This is a genomic window from Microbacterium sp. SORGH_AS_0421, from assembly GCF_030818635.1.
In the GTDB taxonomy this organism is placed as follows: domain Bacteria; phylum Actinomycetota; class Actinomycetes; order Actinomycetales; family Microbacteriaceae; genus Microbacterium.
In genome coordinates, this window is record NZ_JAUTAO010000001.1 from 1,930,984 (window position 1) to 1,947,176 (window position 16,193).

The 16,193-nt window shown below is 67.2% G+C and carries 14 protein-coding genes; 13 read left to right on the plus strand and 1 reads right to left on the minus strand.

Annotated features, from left to right (window positions below; translation table 11 throughout):
* Nucleotides 1-29: 29 nt before the first annotated feature.
* From QE416_RS09180 to QE416_RS09235, 12 genes are all read left to right on the plus strand, one after another.
* Nucleotides 30-812, plus strand: a complete 783-nt coding sequence (locus QE416_RS09180) for a biotin--[acetyl-CoA-carboxylase] ligase (RefSeq protein ID WP_307315493.1) — start codon at nt 30-32, stop codon at nt 810-812.
* Between the two features lie 59 nt (nt 813-871).
* Nucleotides 872-1,429 carry a PH domain-containing protein gene (locus QE416_RS09185; RefSeq protein WP_267786346.1) on the plus strand — a complete coding sequence of 186 codons (558 nt, stop codon included), beginning with the start codon at nt 872-874 and terminating at the stop codon, nt 1,427-1,429.
* 130 nt (nt 1,430-1,559) lie between these two features.
* Nucleotides 1,560-2,693 (plus strand): 5-(carboxyamino)imidazole ribonucleotide synthase, encoded by a 1,134-nt coding sequence (locus QE416_RS09190; RefSeq protein ID WP_307315495.1) that lies wholly within the window; start codon nt 1,560-1,562, stop codon nt 2,691-2,693.
* Nucleotides 2,694-2,787: 94 nt separating this feature from the next.
* Nucleotides 2,788-3,255 (plus strand): 5-(carboxyamino)imidazole ribonucleotide mutase, encoded by a 468-nt coding sequence (gene purE / locus QE416_RS09195; protein ID WP_307317903.1) that lies wholly within the window; start codon nt 2,788-2,790, stop codon nt 3,253-3,255.
* Nucleotides 3,252-4,715 carry an LCP family protein gene (locus QE416_RS09200; protein WP_307315498.1) on the plus strand — a complete coding sequence of 488 codons (1,464 nt, stop codon included), beginning with the start codon at nt 3,252-3,254 and terminating at the stop codon, nt 4,713-4,715. Before purE ends, QE416_RS09200 begins: the two co-directional genes overlap by 4 nt.
* On the plus strand, nt 4,712-5,815 hold the full coding sequence (locus QE416_RS09205) for a glycosyl transferase (RefSeq protein WP_307315501.1): 1,104 nt from the start codon (nt 4,712-4,714) through the stop codon (nt 5,813-5,815). Before QE416_RS09200 ends, QE416_RS09205 begins: the two co-directional genes overlap by 4 nt.
* 25 nt (nt 5,816-5,840) lie before the next feature.
* The gene (locus QE416_RS09210) at nt 5,841-6,779 is read left to right on the plus strand and encodes a glycosyltransferase family A protein (RefSeq protein WP_307315503.1); all 939 of its coding nucleotides are present in this window, start codon (nt 5,841-5,843) and stop codon (nt 6,777-6,779) included.
* 22 nt (nt 6,780-6,801) lie between these two features.
* Nucleotides 6,802-9,072 carry a glycosyltransferase gene (locus QE416_RS09215; protein WP_307315505.1) on the plus strand — a complete coding sequence of 757 codons (2,271 nt, stop codon included), beginning with the start codon at nt 6,802-6,804 and terminating at the stop codon, nt 9,070-9,072.
* A gap of 61 nt (nt 9,073-9,133) precedes the next feature.
* Nucleotides 9,134-11,110, plus strand: a complete 1,977-nt coding sequence (locus tag QE416_RS09220; protein WP_307315507.1) for a rhamnan synthesis F family protein — start codon at nt 9,134-9,136, stop codon at nt 11,108-11,110.
* Nucleotides 11,107-12,294 carry an acyltransferase gene (locus QE416_RS09225; RefSeq protein WP_307315510.1) on the plus strand — a complete coding sequence of 396 codons (1,188 nt, stop codon included), beginning with the start codon at nt 11,107-11,109 and terminating at the stop codon, nt 12,292-12,294. The genes QE416_RS09220 and QE416_RS09225 overlap by 4 nt, the downstream gene beginning before the upstream one ends.
* 83 nt (nt 12,295-12,377) lie before the next feature.
* Nucleotides 12,378-12,572 carry a hypothetical protein gene (locus QE416_RS09230; RefSeq protein ID WP_307315512.1) on the plus strand — a complete coding sequence of 65 codons (195 nt, stop codon included), beginning with the start codon at nt 12,378-12,380 and terminating at the stop codon, nt 12,570-12,572.
* A 10-nt stretch (nt 12,573-12,582) separates the two neighbouring features.
* Complete coding sequence (locus tag QE416_RS09235) at nt 12,583-13,500, plus strand: hypothetical protein (protein WP_307315514.1); 918 nt, start codon at nt 12,583-12,585, stop codon at nt 13,498-13,500.
* Here the strand turns inward: QE416_RS09235 and QE416_RS09240 are convergent.
* Nucleotides 13,497-13,874, minus strand: coding sequence for a hypothetical protein (locus QE416_RS09240; protein WP_307315517.1), 378 nt, complete (start codon nt 13,872-13,874; stop codon nt 13,497-13,499). The two genes, QE416_RS09235 and QE416_RS09240, sit on opposite strands and share 4 nt — an antisense overlap.
* A 162-nt stretch (nt 13,875-14,036) precedes the next feature.
* Here QE416_RS09240 and QE416_RS09245 point away from each other — a divergent pair, with 162 nt between their 5' ends.
* Nucleotides 14,037-16,154, plus strand: a complete 2,118-nt coding sequence (locus QE416_RS09245) for an LGFP repeat-containing protein (protein WP_307315521.1) — start codon at nt 14,037-14,039, stop codon at nt 16,152-16,154.
* The last annotated feature ends 39 nt before the right edge of the window (nt 16,155-16,193 follow it).

The window sequence follows — 16,193 nt, forward strand, 5'->3', positions numbered from 1 at the left end:
GGAACCCGGCCGTTCCCTAGGGTGTGCTCATGCCGATCCCCGCCGCTGGATACCCGCAAGCCGCCGCCCACAGCCCCCGCGTGCAGGTCGTCGAGACGACCGACTCCACGAACGCCGACGTGATCGCCGCGGTCGCGGCCGACCCCGGCGGCTGGCCGCACCTGTCGCTCCTCGTCACCGACGACCAGCGCGCCGGGCGCGGGCGCCTCGACCGAACCTGGACGGCCCCGGCCGGAACCGCCCTCGCCGTCTCGGTCGTCGTCGATGCGACGATGATCCCGGCGGAGCAGCGCGGGTGGATCCCGCTCGCGGCCGGTGCGGCCATGACCCGCGCCGTTCGCGCCCAGCTCACCGGCCACGGGGGGACGGCCGAGTTGAAGTGGCCCAACGACGTGCTCGTCGACGGGGGCAAGATCTGCGGCATCCTGGCCGAGGTCGTCCCCGGGGCACCCGACACCGTCGTGGTGGGGGCGGGCGTCAACACCCGGATGGGCCGGACCGATCTTCCGGTGACGACCGCGACCTCGTTCGCCGCGATCGGTGCGGAGTGCGACGACGACCGACTGCTCGCCGACTACCTCGAGGATCTCGGCAAGACCCTGGCCCGTCTCGTGCACGACGACGTCGAGCGCGTCCACCACGAGATCGAGAAGCTCTGCGCCACCGTTGGACGAGAGGTCACCGTCGCCCTGCCCGACGGGTCGACGCTCCAGGGCACCGCCGCGCGTCTGGACCGCGACGGACGGCTCGTCGTCGAAGCCGGCACCATCGAGACCGTCGTCTCGGCCGGCGACGTCGTCCACGTGCGCTGACGGCGCGGCACTCCGCGTGGCGGCGGCACACGGGCGCCTCCGTCTCGCAGAATGAGACCGTGACCCAGCCGTCGAACTCGATCGGGCGCCCGCGCACGCCGGCGCCGGGCACGGCTGCGCCCGAGTTGCGCATCGCGCGCCTGCGCTCGCACGCGCGGCGGCTGTTCTGGTCGGCCCTCGTGCTGATCGGGGTCGCCGGGGCCACGGCCTACTACTACGACAACCTTCCCGCCCCCTACGAGAACTGGATGCTGCTGACGGCGGCGGGCCTGCTCGTGCTGCTGCTCACCGTGATTCCGTACCTCGTGTGGCTGTCGCACACGTGGACCATCACGACGCGCCGCGTGATCGAGCGCTCGGGACCGTTCGGAGCGAACCGTCGCGAGATCTCACACGTACGCGGATACGCGATCCAGATGCGCCGCGGCATCCTGCAACGGATGTGGGGAGCCGGGACCCTCTCGCTCTCGAACGGCGTCGAGCCGGTGCTGCGGCTGAAGAACATCCCGCACGCGGCTCTGGTGCACGAGACGCTGGTCGACCAGGTCGAGGTCAACCAGATCCTCGCCCACCGCGACGCGCAGACCTTCGGCTCGGGGGCCGTCGGCGGCGTCTGAGCCGAGCCTCGCCCCTCAGAGCCCCAACCGTCGCCGGCAGGCAGTTTCGTCGCGGGAGCCGTGTCGGCATCCGTCCGGCTCGCGTCCCCGCGGGCGGCCAGACAGAATGGATGCCGACGGAAGGAGCGGCATGGCGCTGCGAGTCGGAGTGGTCGGTGGCGGACAGCTGGCGCGGATGATGATCGCGCCCGCTGTGGAGCTCGGGGCCGAGATCCGCGTCCTCGCCGAGAGCGAGGGCATGTCGGCCGCGCTCGCCGCGACAGCGGTCGGCGACTACCGCGACGCCGACACCGTGCTGGCTTTCGCCCGCGACGTCGACGTGATCACCTTCGACCACGAGCACGTGCCGCAAGATGTGCTCGCCGCCCTCGTCGACGCCGGTGTCAGCGTCCACCCGGGGCCGGCACCCCTCGGGGTCGCGCAGGACAAGCTGGTCATGCGCGCCAAGATGGCCGAGCTGGGGCTCCCGCAGCCCGACTGGGCGGCGGTGTCCGCGGCATCCGAGCTGCAGGACTTCCTCGACGCCCACGGCGGCCGCGCCGTCGTGAAGACGCCGCGGGGCGGATACGACGGCAAGGGCGTGCGGGTCGTGTCGGCCGCGACCGAAGCCGACGACTGGTTCGCCGCCCTCGCCGAGGACGGCAACGGCGGCTCGCTCCTGGTCGAGGAGCTCGTCGATTTCACGCGCGAACTCGCCCAGCAGGTGGCACGTCGTCCCTCGGGCGAGGTGCGCGCCTACCCCGTGGTCGAGACCGTGCAGCGCGACGGCGTGTGCGCCGAGGTCGTCGCCCCGGCTCCTCGCGCCGACGCCCGCGTGCAGCGCGTGGCCGCCGAGATCGGCGTCGCCGTCGCCGAGGGGCTCGGTGTCACGGGCATGCTCGCCGTCGAGCTCTTCGAGACGAGCGACGAGCGCATCCTCATCAACGAACTCGCCATGCGCCCCCACAACAGCGGTCACTGGACGCAGGACGGAGCGGTCACGAGCCAGTTCGAGCAGCACCTGCGCGCGGTCCTCGATCTGCCCCTCGGATCGACGGATGCCGTGGCACCCTGGTCGGTGATGATCAACGTCCTGGGTGGGCCTGCCGAAGGCACCCTCGACGAGCGGTTCTCCGCGGCGATGGCCGCGCACCCCGCCGCGAAGATCCACACCTACGGCAAAGCCCCGCGTCCGGGCCGCAAGGTCGGTCACGTCAACGTCATCGGCGAGGACCTCGACGACGTCGTCTACGAGGGTCGCGCGGCCGCCGCGTTCTTCGACTGAGCGCGCCGTTCCGAGATCTTCCAGCGAGTCCACCTACCCTGGACCGGTGACCCGGCCGCTGCATTCTTCCGAGACGCCCGTGGTCGGCGTCGTCATGGGCTCCGACTCCGACTGGCGCGTGATGAACGCCGCCAGCGAAGTGCTGACCGAGTTCGGCATCCCGCACGAGGTCGAGGTGGTCTCGGCGCACCGCACACCCGACAAGCTCATCCGCTACGGCCGCGAGGCGCGGGGGCGCGGGCTGCGCGCCATCATCGCGGGGGCCGGGGGAGCCGCGCACCTGCCGGGCATGCTGGCATCCGTCACCGCCCTCCCCGTCGTCGGCGTCCCCGTGCAGCTGGCGACGCTCGACGGCCTCGACTCGCTGCTGTCGATCGTGCAGATGCCCGCGGGCATTCCCGTGGCGACCGTCTCGATCAACGGGGCCAAGAACGCCGGTCTCCTCGCCGCGCGGATCCTCGGCAGCGCCGACGCCGCCCTCGCCGAGCGCGTCGAGGCCTACGCGCGCGACCTCGAAGCGCAGGTCGAAGAGAAGAACCGACGTCTGAAGGACTCCCTATGACGCTCGCGGCCGCTCGTCCACGATCCCAGGCGCACGTCGTCGAGCAGCGTCCCCTGCGCAACCCCGACGCCACCTCGACGGCCGTCATGACGCGCCGCGGCTGGTGGCTCGTCGCGTTGAACTTCCTGCTCCCGGGCTCCGCCCAGGTGCTCGCCGGCAACAGGCGGCTGGGGCGGTTCGGCCTCGCAGCGACCCTGCTGATGTGGACCATCCTCGTGCTCGCGGGACTCGGTGCGCTGCTCATGCCCAGCGGACTGTTCGCCCTGGCAACCGGATCGTTCATCCCCGACTTCCTGTCGTGGTTCCGCCCCCTCCCACTGACACTCGTGCAGATCGTCCTCGTCGCCTACATCGTGCTGTGGGTCGTGCTCACGATCGACACCCTCCGACTGGTCCGACTGGTCCGTCTGCGCGCGTTCTCGCGCGTGGGCGTGGCGTTCGTCTCCGTCGCGCTCCTCGTGCTCTCGGGCTCGGGCGCGGCGTGGGCCGCGCAGACCGCGGGCACGACCCGAGACACCTTCTCGGAGTTGTTCGCGCAGTCCGCCCCCGTCGTGCCGCCGTCGGACGGGTACTACAACATCCTCCTTCTCGGCGCCGACTCCGGTGAGGGGCGGGACTCGATGCGCTTCGACAGCATCTCGGTCGTCTCGATCAACGCCGACACCGGAGCGACCACCATCACCGGCATCCCGCGCGACATGCCGCACTTCCCCTTCGCGCCGGGACCGATGCAGGACAAGTACCCGAACGGCCACACCGGCTATGCCAACGCGACCTGCGGCTGGGGGAGCGGCATCAATCAGCTCCGCACCGAGGTCGAGGTGTGCCAGGACGGCAACACGCTCTACCCGAACGCCGTTTCTCAGGGATCCGAGCCCGGCATCGAAGCGACGAAGGATGCCGCCGAGGGGATCATGGGCATCCAGATCCCGTACTACGTGCTCATCGACATGAAGGGCTTCGCCGACCTGGTCGACGCGCTCGGCGGCGTCGACATCGACGTCAAGGAGCGCCTGCCGAAGGGTGGCCCCGCCTACGACGGCCAGCCCGTCGACGACTGGGCCTTCGGCTGGGTAGAGCCCGGTCAGCAGCACATGGACGGCGACACCGCGCAGTGGTACGCTCGCTCGCGCTACACGACGAGCGACTTCGACCGCATGCGTCGTCAGCGCGAGCTGCAGGAGGCGATCCTCGCGCAGACCACGCCGCAGAACGTGCTCACGCACTTCCAAGACGTCGCCACCGCGGGCACCAACATCGTCGAGACCGACCTGCCGCAGGGCCTCATCGCCCCGACCCTGGTGAACCTGGCGCGCAAGGCCAAAGACCAGCCGGTCGGCACCCTCGAGCTCACCCCGGCGGGCGGCGTCGACGAGTTCGACCCCGACTACGCCCAGGTGCAGCAGATGGTGCACGACAAGCTGCACCCGCCGACCGAGACGGAGGCGCCCTCCTCGTGACCGTGACCCTGCGCGTCGTGCTGGATCAGCTCGTCGCCCCGACCTCCCGCGACCTCGCCGAAGCCTCGGCCTCACTGACCGAGGCCCTCATCGCCACCGCCCCGCGCGGCTGCGATGTCGGGGCCATCGTCCCGTCGCCGGGCATCCCCGAAGACGATGCCATCGCCGGTCTCAGCTCCGAGACGCGTCTGTCGATGCGTCGGCGCGAGCTCGCGGCATCCTGGCAGCTGGGGGTGGCTCCGGGCATCGGCAAGGGACTCATCCACTCGCCGACCCCGCTGGCGCCGCTCGTGCGTCACGACCGCGTCAACGAGACGCACCAGATCGTGGTGACGGTGTGGGACCTGCGGGCGTGGGAGACCCCCGAGGAGCTGCCCAAGGCCGAGGTCCTCGCCGCTCGAGCGTTGCTGTCGCGAGTGGGAAAGCACGCCGACGCGGTGATCGTCCCCACGCACGCCATGGCCGAGCGCCTCGCAGAGGTCGCGAAGGCCAAGCTGGTGAAGAAAGTCCGTGTGATCAACGGGGCTCCGGCAGCGGGGCTGCGCGTCCCGTCGGATGCGGTGGGGCGGCTCCGCGCCCTCGATCTGCCTCAGACCTTCGTCGCCGCCGCCGGAGGGAGCGCGGCCTCCGACGGCCTCGGCGCGGCTTTCGCGGCCGTGGTCGCGTCCGGCTGGGAGGGCGACGTCGTCGTCCTCGACGTCCCCGAGGGGGAGGAGCCGGCCGTCATCGACATCGCCTCGGCCGCGGGCCTCGCCGAGACGCGGATCCACGCCCGCGGCTCCCTCGACCGCTGGGATCGCGCAGCGGTCCTCTCGCACGCCGCGGCCTTCGTCGCCGCGAGCCCCCGGGTCGACTGGCCGTGGCGGGCGGTCGACGCCCTCGCGGTGGGTGTCCCCATCGCCGCCGTCGACACCCCGGTGCTGCACGAAGTGCTCGCCGACGCCGCCGCGTTCGCGACCTCCGACCAGCTCGGTGCCGCCCTCGAGCGTGCCCTGGGCGAGGACGCCGAGCGACTGCGGGTCCTGGCCGGCGACCGCGCCAAGGGCTTCGCGTGGAGAGCGTCGGCCGAGCGGGTGTGGGCGCTGCACGCGGAGCTGTGAGGCGGGCGCCCCTATGCTCGACAGCATGAGCGCGCGCGTCGGGATCGTCGTCCGTACCCGGCACCGGCCCGGTTTCCTGCGTCGGGCTCTCGCCGACATCGCGGCGCAGACGTTCGTCGAGTACGGCGTCGTGATCGTCAACGACGGGGGAGACCCGGCGGAGGTCGACGGCATCGTGGCGGAAGCCGGTCTGGCCGACGTGCGCGTGCGGCATATCGCTGCGGGCGAGGGCGGCCGCTGCGTCGCCGCGAACGTCGGGGTCCGTGCCCTGGACACTGAGTACGTCGTGCTGCATGACGACGACGACCGCTGGCATCCGGAGTTCCTCGCCCGCACCTCCGCGTGGCTCCACGAGAACCCGGAGGCCCTGGCCGTCGCCGTGCCCACGGAGATCGTGTACGAGGAACAGCGGGGCGCCTCGTGGATCGAGGTCGGTCGAGCCCCCTTCTGGGCCGGGATGCAGCGGATCTCGCTCACCGACATGCTGAGCGTCAACCGCGCCGTGCCCATCTCGGTGCTGTACCGGCGCGCGGTGCACGCCGAGGTCGGCTGGTACGACGAGACGCTCGACGCCGTCGAGGACTGGGACCTGTACCTGCGCTTCCTCCGCCGCGGCGACATCGGGTTCCTCCCGGGGGAGGCGCTCGCCTTTTGGACGCAGAGACCGGATGCCACCGGCCTCGACGCCAACAGCATGTTCGCGCTGACGGCCGAGCACGCCGTCGACGACGCCCGTGTGCGCGATCGCGCACTCACCGAGTGGGTGCGGCGCGAAGGCGACGGTCTGCCGCTGTACCTCGCCTCGCTGCAGGCGGAGCTCATCGCGCACATCGATCGACGCCTGACCGAGGCGAACGAGCGTCTGCGCGACGAGATCCGCGACGACGTGCGGCGGGAGATCGACGGGCATCAGCCGTTGCTATCGCGGCTTCGGCGCCTACGTCGCTCGTTTCTGCGCGCTTGATGCCGTTGCATAGAATCGATTCATGCCGGACCGGTTGAGAGTGATCGTTCGCGCGCTGCGCGGCTCTCGGATCTTGGGACCGGTGGTTCGTGCAGCCGATCGTCTGTGGTGGGGTCGGGCGATCCATGGGTCCGCGCTCGTCGACTCGGAGTTCTACGGGGCGCAATTGGGTTTGGCACGTCTCCCACGGGGAATTGCGATCGCCCACTACGTCATTCGGGGATTTCGACGTGGAATGAGTCTGAACCCGCTTTTTGACGACCTCATTGCGGGGGCCGATCTTCCCGAAGTCCTCCGCGTTCCTGCCCTTTACGCCTACCTGGTCAGCGAGCGGCACACCGTTCAGGTCCACCCATGGTGGGACGCGGTGGACCTCAGCCGCCGCGTGGGTTCCCCGGGACTAGAGCACCTGTGGTCTGACATGGGTGCTGACGTCGAAGTCACCGTGGCCGGGCGCTCAGTCACCATGACCGTTTCAGAATTTCGTCGGCGCGCCATCGTCGCCGCGCGCACGTGGCGCAGGCCCCGGACGCGAGCGAGAGCAGGGAAAGGCGCAATGTCGTCGACCGTCATCGTGCGGCCCCTGCAAGCGCACGACCGGCGATATGCGCGCAAGCTCGTGCAACTTCTCGACCTCGCCGACACGGCGGAGATCGTCGTTCCTCTCGTCGGTGTGGACGCGTCTCAATGGATCAGCGCGCATCTGCTCGCGGGAATTTTCCCTGAGTTGACACTTCGCGGCCACCGTTGCCGGGCTGTATGGGGCGCCGTGATCTCCGACGCGGTTGAAGGGAGGACGTCCGGTGTTGCGGTAGTCCTGGATGCACGTGCGGAGTTTTCGATCGCCGACATTCGAGACCTTGAGGCCGCCGCTCGAGAGGGGGCGGCCGTCATCCCCGCCCATCGTGCTCAGGACGGAACGGTCGCGGGTCTCGGCGCGGCTGACGTCGGTGGTCGACGGCCATGGGGAGTTCTGGAGGCGCATCCTGTCGACGACATCGACACGCTGGATGACGTCCTCGAGGTTCCCCTCCTCCACGGCAGAACGCTCGCTTGTCCGCTGGATGCGCTCGCGGTGGCGTTGACGTATCCCACGATCTCAGCCACGGAGCTGTCCCGGCGGCTCCCTCCTCGCACCCCTCGCCGAGTGTTGACACGTCTCCGTCCTCTGCTGGAGGAACCTCAGCTCGCCTACCGCCGCGACCAGGTGGGGCTCACACACCCGGCCATACACCGTGCGCTGGTGGAGCCGATCATCGATGCCGCGGGTTTCGACGTGGAGTCGTGGCCCGACGGGGGGAAGACTCGCGACGCACCTCGGCTCCGCTGGCGCGCTCCGCATGCTGAGGCACAGCGGTGGGCTATCAAAATCTGCGCGCCAGCCGGTCGACAAGGGGCAGTCTGGGGCGACGCTCACTTCGCGCGCGGCCTGGCGGCCGCCCTGCGCCGGCGCGGTCACATGGTCGTAGTGGACGCTTTCGACGCGCGTGATCGTCCGACGAGTTACCTCGACGACGTCAATGTCGTCGTGCGCGGCCCCTATCGAATCGACCCGCCCCGATCGCGGGCGAGGGCCGGGGTGAACCTGCTCTGGATCATCAGCCACCCCGATGCCGTGACGCGAAACGAGGTCGTCGCCTTCGATCGTGTGTTCGCCGCTTCCGAAAGCTGGTCGCGCGCGTCGACTGCCCGGTGGGGGGTTGCCGTCGAGTCGCTCCTCGAATGCACCGACACCGATCTTTTCCATCCGCGGGGGGTGCGCCGCACCGATGAGATCGTGTTCGTCGGCACGGCGCGCGGCATCGCCCGCCCGAGCGTGGTCGTACCGCTCGCGGCGGGTATCCCCGTCCGTGTCTACGGACCTGACTGGCGTCCATTCATCTCGCAGTCAGCGATTGTCGCGCGGTCTCTTCCGCACGAGCAACTCGCCGAAAGATACGAGTCCGCGTCAATCGTGCTCAACGATCAGTGGCCTGAGATGCGCCGGCACGGCTTCATCGCTATGCGGCCTTTCGACGTGGTTGCGGTGGGAGGACGGGTGATCTCCGAAGAGGTCGAGGGCATCGACGCCGTCTTCGAGGGGGCCGTGGTGACATACCGCGACGCGGAGCATCTGGTAAGCCTGCTGCAAGCGGATCCCGACACGATCTTCGCGGATGCAGATGCGCTCGCTCGTGCGAGCGAGCGCATACGACGGGACCATTCGTTCGATGCTCGTGCAGCGGTGCTGGACGAAGCAGCCCGCAGCGTCCTCTCGGCGGACGAGCCAGGTCTGCGTCATAGAGCCGGGTAGACTTCATCGGGCGTTTGTCCGGGCCTGACCGGGACAAACGCCAGAACGGAGTATCGACGCAGTGACACATCGAGAGCGCACGTCTTTCCCGCCCGAGGGGCGACGCATCATCTTCTATTTGCTGTGGGATGCCCGCGGTCTCGTCGACGATTACGTGCTCTACAAGCTCGAACGGCTTCGACGCCACGCGGAGCACATCTTCGTCGTCGTCAACGGCAAGCTCACCGACGGGGGACGGGAGCGGCTCGAGGGCGTCGCCGACACGATCTGGCAGCGGGAGAACGTCGGCTTCGATGTCTGGGGCTATAAAGAGGCTCTCGCGGAGTTCGGCGAGGACAAGCTCGCCGCGTACGACGAACTCATCCTCATGAACTACACCTGGTTCGGACCCGTCAACCCGTTCGAGCCGGTCTTCGAACGCATGAACGCTCTTGAGCTGGATTACTGGGGCATGACCGAGCATGGCAAGCTTCGTCCCAATCCGTTCACGCAGAAGGACGTTCTGCATTCGCACATCCAGTCACATTGGATCGCTGTGCGTCGCAGCATGTTCCTCAGCGACGAGTGGCGCGAGTACTGGCGGACGATGCCCCCGATCGTGTCCTACACCGATTCGATCCTGCACCATGAGTCTCGCTTCACCCATCACTTCGCCCAGCTCGGATTCCGCTACGAGGTGGCCTTTCCACAGCGGAACTACTCCACCTGGCATCCTGCCTTCTTCGATGCCGAGGCTTTGCTCGACGATGGATGTCCGGCTCTGAAACGCCGACCCTTCTTCCATGATCCGCTCCTGCTCGATCGCCACGCCATCCTCGCGCGTCGCTATGTCGAGCGCGCGGAACAGCTCGGCTATCCGGTGAGCATGATCTGGAACAACATGTCCCGCAGCTCACAACCGAAGGTGCTCAACACCAACGCTTCGATGCTCGAGATCATGCCCGACGTCGACATTTCCTACGACACCGAGCGACCGCTGCGTATCGCGGTGATCATGCACGTGTTCTACACGGATCTCACGCGCGAGCTGCTCGGCTACGCATCGAATCTGCCGAGCGCCTACGACCTGTTCATCACGACCACGAGCGAGGAGAACGCCCGGGTGATCCGGGACATCGTGGAAGCGGAGGGTGACCCCCGAATCGGGAATGTCGACATCCGTGTGCTGCCATCTAATCGCGGACGCGATATGGGTGCCTTCTTCGTCGGATGCCGTGACGTCTTGGTCTCGCGAGATTACGATCTGCTGTTCAAGGTGCACTCGAAGAAGACGGTTCAGGAGAATCTCAATGCCGGAAACTTCTTCCGCCGGCACCAGCTAATGAATCTTTTGAACTCTCCCGGGTACGCCGCTAATCTCGTCGCCCTCTTTCAAAAAGAGCCGGGACTCGGAATCGTGTACGCACCGACCATCCACATCGGATATCCCACCCTCGGGCGCGGGTGGTTCGCGAACAAGGAGCCCGCCGCCGAGCTGGCGAAGAAACTCGGCATCCGGGTTCCCTTCGACGACCCGTCCCCGCTCGCGCCCTACGGGTGCATGTTCGCGTTCCGTCCGGAGGCGCTGTCGATCCTCTCCGACGTCGAGTGGACGTACAAGGACTACCCGCACCCCAAGGCGCACTTCGACGGCAGCATCGGACACGTTCAGGAGCGCATGTTCACTTACGCGGCCGCGGAACTCGGCTTCCACACGAAGACGGTCGCGACGACGAGGTACGCGGCGATCAGCCACACGTCGCTCGAATACAAGATCGACCGTATGAGCAAATTCGTCCCCGGCTACCCCATCGACCAGGTGGGTCTCCTGGACGCCGCGGGGGACTTCCTCGGCGGCGGCCCCGTGGGTTACGTCAAGGCGTACACCCGCCTGAGCCACCCGCGGGCCATTCCCTCCCTGCGCACGATGTACCGTCCCGTCCGCGGCGTCTATCGGCTTGCGTGGCGTCTGATGCACCCGCGCACCTGGTGGCGCCCCCGCCGTCGAGTCGTCGACGAGCCCGTCGAGGCCGCCGTCGACGACATGGAACTGCTGTGACGACGCTCGCGGCGGCCTTCGACCCGCGCAGGAATTCGATCGGTTTCCTGCGGTGGTTCCTCGCATTCGCGGTCATCTTCTCCCATGCCGGTCCTATCGCGGGCTTCTATGGTGGGAAGGATCTCGGAACCCAGTGGAGCGATGAACAGTCGCTTGGCGGGGTCGCCGTATGCGGCTTCTTCTTCCTCTCCGGGTTCCTCATCACCCGGAGCAAGATGGGGCGCTCCACGACGCCGCGGTTCTTCTGGCACCGCATCTTGCGCATATATCCGGGATGGTTCCTCGCCCTGCTGACCACTGCCTTCGTGCTGGCGCCCATCGCGTGGTACCGCGAGAAGGGGACATGGGACGGCTTCTGGAACGCAACCTCAGATTCCCCCCTGACCTACTTCGTGAACAACTTCACGCTGATTCTCCACCAGCTGAACATCGCGGGCATGGGTAAGTCCATTCCGCAGTATGCGCACGGGATCAGCGACTGGAACGGCTCGGCATGGACGCTTGCGTTCGAGTTCGGTGCCTACCTGCTGGTGGGAGCGCTCGGGGTGTTTGGCGCTTTGGCGAACCGATTGGTCGGTACCCTGGTGGCATCCGGCATCATCGCTCTTGCGATGCTGCAATGGCTTGGACTGGGCCTCGGCAATCTCCCCACCGCTCTGCCCATCCTGTCCGACTTCCGGGCCCTGCTCCTGCTCGCGCCGTTCGCGTGGGGCATCATCTTCTGTCTCTGGATGGATCGCATTCCTATTGACGACCGGATGGCCGTCGCTTGCCTTGCGATCGCCTTCGCGACGTACGCGAAGGGCGGATGGCTCGTTCTCGGGCAGTACGCGTTCGCGTATTTCATCATGTGGTTCGCGGTGCGCGTGCCGATCACTCGGTGGGATCGATATGGCGATTTCTCATATGGGATCTACATCATTGGCTGGCCGCTGATGGTGTTCGCCACGTACTTCGGGCTCCAAAAGCACGGCCTCGTGATCTACCACGTGGTCGTCATCATCGGTGTGCATCTGTACGCCGTGCTGAGCTGGCACCTGATTGAGAAACCTGCGATGTCGTTGAAGAACTGGACGCCCCGGTGGTACGTGCGTTGGCGGGAGGGGCGCGGAGCGGATCGCATCCGCCGCGCGGTTTCCCGTCTGCGCGCGCACGCGGTGATCACCGAGAGGCCCGCCCGGTGACCTCGGGCACGACGCGGCTCCCCCCGGGGCAGGCATTGTCCCCCGGACCACGCTGGTGGCGTCGTCTCACATATCTCCCTTTCGTGCTCCTCGTCCTCCTTTCGGCGGCGGCGCTCGTTATCGGCGCGGTCACCAAGGCCGACATCGAGCGGCGGGTCAACCAGCCGGCAGCCGTCAGCCCCACGGCGGGCGACGATGATCCGATTGCGGGTGCGTGTCGCCCCGCGATGCCCGCGTACGACCGGTCCCCTTGGTGGGGAGGACGCCGCAGCCCGTGAGTCCGTGTGGATGGATCACGCGACCGACGTCGCGCAGCCTTATCTCACCGGCCCCGATGGCTGGACGTTCTGGAGCGACCAGGTGGACCAATACGCTTCTCAGGCCGTGGGACGCACTTACCTGACGCAGCCCGAGGTCGACCGTTGGATCGCGCACTTCCGTGCGGTGCGCGACGGCCTCGCAAAGGACGGCGTTGAGTTCTACGTCATCGTTACGCCATCCACGTCGAGCGTCTACCCGGAGGAACTGCCGGAATGGATGCAGCAGATACGTGGGGCGACCGCTCTCGACCAAGTGGTGGCCGGAGCGGGCGATCTGCCTCTGATCGACCTACGAGCAGATCTCATCGCGCAGAAGACGCCGGACGTTCACCTGTTCAGCTGGGACAACAGTCACTGGACAGACTTCGGTGCATACTCCAGCTGGGACAGGATCGCTACGTGCGTGAATACCGCCTACCCCGACGGCCCGCCCCTGCGCACGCCATCGATCCAAGGGTCGGAGGTCATCGGTGACTTCAACGAATGGGCGTCGTATGGGGTGGTCAGCCCCGGCGCGGACTGGTCCGCACCGATCTACGCTGAACCGCTTCAGGACGTCACCAGGACGGGCGCTGACGGGGTTGCCCAGGTGGTCCCCGGTTCGAGTACCACGGATGCCGGCACGCTCCCCATCAAGACCACGGTGCCCGCACCGTGGACAGGCAAGTCCGCTCTAATTTTCCGAGACTCGATGGGCGGCGGGCTTTCGCCTCTCTGGCAGCAGAGTTACTCTCCGACGTGGCAGATGTGGCACAGATACCGCGCGGGCTTCGACGACCCGGAGTCCTACCGTCAGTACGTCGAGCAATATCATCCTGATGTCGTCATCGTGCAACTCGCGGAGCGTCATCTGATCAATACGCCCGCGCAGGGAGCGGGATATTAGCCTGATGTCATGTCGAGATCGTCCGTCCTCACCCGCAACATCGCCTCATACAGTGGAGTGATGCTCGCCGCAGTTGTCCTGGCGGGGTGTGCGACGGCCGTGCCCGGTGCGGTCAGCACAGGTTCGCCCAGCCCGGAACCCTCCGAGACGTCGAGCGTCTCGCCCACCACTGGACCGACAGCCGAGCCGACGGACTCCGCGACTCCGGTTCCCGAGCCGTCGGCGTCCATCGGCACGGACGGCGGGACGGGCACGAGCGTCGTGTTCATCACCCTTGACGTGGTCGGCGACAAGATCGAGGCTTCGGGGATGCTTCCCGAGGTCGTGGAGGAGGGGGGGTCGTGCACGTTGACCCTCACGCGCGGGTCGGTCACGCGCACTGTGGAGGGCGACACGGCCACTGGCCGTGAAAGCACTTTCTGCAGCCTTCTCACCGTTCCGACGAGTGAGCTGGCCCCGGGAGACTGGACTGCCGTCCTGACGTATTCGTCGGCCGCCCATTCGGGCGCGTCGCCCGCCTCGACGGTGAGCGTCCCGTGACCCATATCTCTCGGCGACCCGCGGCGCTTCTCGTCGTTGTCTCGCTGGTCGCAGGTCTGCTCGTCGTCCTCGCTCCCGCGTTGGCTCCGGTCGTCGCGCCGCAAGCTCAGGCTGCCGACGCCTCGGACTGGGACCCCGGCTACATCATCGACGACTCGATCTTCTACTCGTCGAATGACATGAATGCGTCCGACGTGCAGAACTTCCTGAATGGGAAGGTACGGTCGTGCCGCTCGGGGTATACCTGTCTGAAGGACTATTCCCAGTCGACGGATAATCGGCCCAGCGACCGGTACTGCAATGGCTACTCGGGGTCGGCATCTGAGACCGCCGCGCAGATCATCGATAAGGTCGCTCGATCGTGCGGAATCAACCAGCGCGCGCTGCTCGTCCTGCTCGAGAAGGAGCAGTCGCTGGTCACCTCGACCGCTCCGTCCAGCTATCAGTACTCTGCGGCAATGGGGCAGGGTTGCCCCGACACCGCGCCCTGCGACCCGGGCACCCGTGGGTTCTTCTATCAGGTCTACTACTCGGCTCGACAGTTCGAGGTCTACCGTCTCAACCCCGACAGTTTCGGCTACCGGGCTGAGCGGTGGAACAACATCCTCTATAACCCCGACTCATCCTGCGGCACTCGCAGTGTTTTCATCAACAACCAGGCAACCGCCGGACTGTACATATACACGCCCTACACCCCGAACGCGGCAGCTCTGAACAACCTCTACGGGACGGGCGACGCGTGCTCGGCTTACGGCAACCGCAACTTCTGGCGTATCTATACGGACTGGTTCGGCGACACACGTTCTTATGCGCCTCACCCGGGTTTCGTCGATTACTGGAACTCTCGTGGCGGAGCTGGCGGCGAGATGGGCAAGCCGACCTCGTACCCCGTCTTCGTGGATGCGAACGGTCAGGGGTGGTACCAGCGTTTTGAGAAGGGTGTCGTCTACGGCAGCTACTACGGCGGGACCGCCTTCGTATTCAACGGGCCGATCCTGGATGAGTACCTGCGCAACGGAGGTCCAGCCAGCGGGGTCAGCTGGCCGAATGCCGAGTCGACGTGTTCTCCCGCCAGCCGGTGCGTGCAGTCGTTTGTGGGCGCCACGATCACCTCGACTACAGCCTGGGGTGGTCACGTCATCTGGGGTGGGTTGAATGACTACTGGAAGTCGCAGGGTGGCCTGACCAGTCCTCTCGGAGCGGCATTGAACGATGTCGCGTATCGGACGGCCGGCAGCCAGCCCGCTTGGATTCAGAACTTCGAGGCGGGTGTCCTCGTCCAGAACCCCGCCGGTATCTTCGTGGTTCCGTACGGTCCCGTCCTCGAGGCGTGGCAGGCAAACGGCGGTGGCGAGAATTGGCTCGGATGGCCGACGTCGGGGTATCAGTGCTCGAATTCCGGTTGCGCTCAACGCTTCGCCGGGGGCGTCATCACCTGGAGCAACGCGACCGGGGCGAAGGTCATCCTCGGCGGCTTCATCTCCGAGTGGGACGCTCGGGGCGGACTCTCCAAGATGGGCCCCGCCACAACGGATCTGCGCACGTCGAACATCGCGGGCGGCGGATGGGTGCAGGCATACACGGGCGGCATCCTGGCCCAGAGTTCCTACGGGATGATGCTGGTGCCGACCGGCCCGCAGCTCACCATATGGAACGCCTCCTCTCAGGAGAAGGGATGGCTCGGCTGGCCGAAGTCGCAGCAGCGTTGCGTTGCCTCTGGATGCGGGCAGGATTTCGCGGGAGCGACGCTGACGACGTCGGAGACGTGGGGGACGCACTCCATTTTCGGCGGATTGGGTGGGGCGTGGTCTGCGGCCGGCGGCCTCAATGGGTACGGAGTCGCCCTGAATGATCTGCGGTACACCGATACCAGCGGTGGCGGCTGGGTGCAGCACTATCAGACGGGCGTCATCACTCAGCAGCGCACCGGCTCGTCGATCTACACGGCATACGGTCCGATCCTCAACATGTGGTACCACTACGGGGCCGAGAACACCTGGCTGGGGTGGCCGAGTGCAAGCCAATCGTGCACGGCCGACGGGTGCATTCAGCAGTTCCAGCGCGGGGTCGCGCGATCGGATCGCGCAGGCAACGTTTCCTTCCTGCCGCGTTGACCCGGTAAATCGAAAAGGAGGGCGCCCTCGGTACTGACC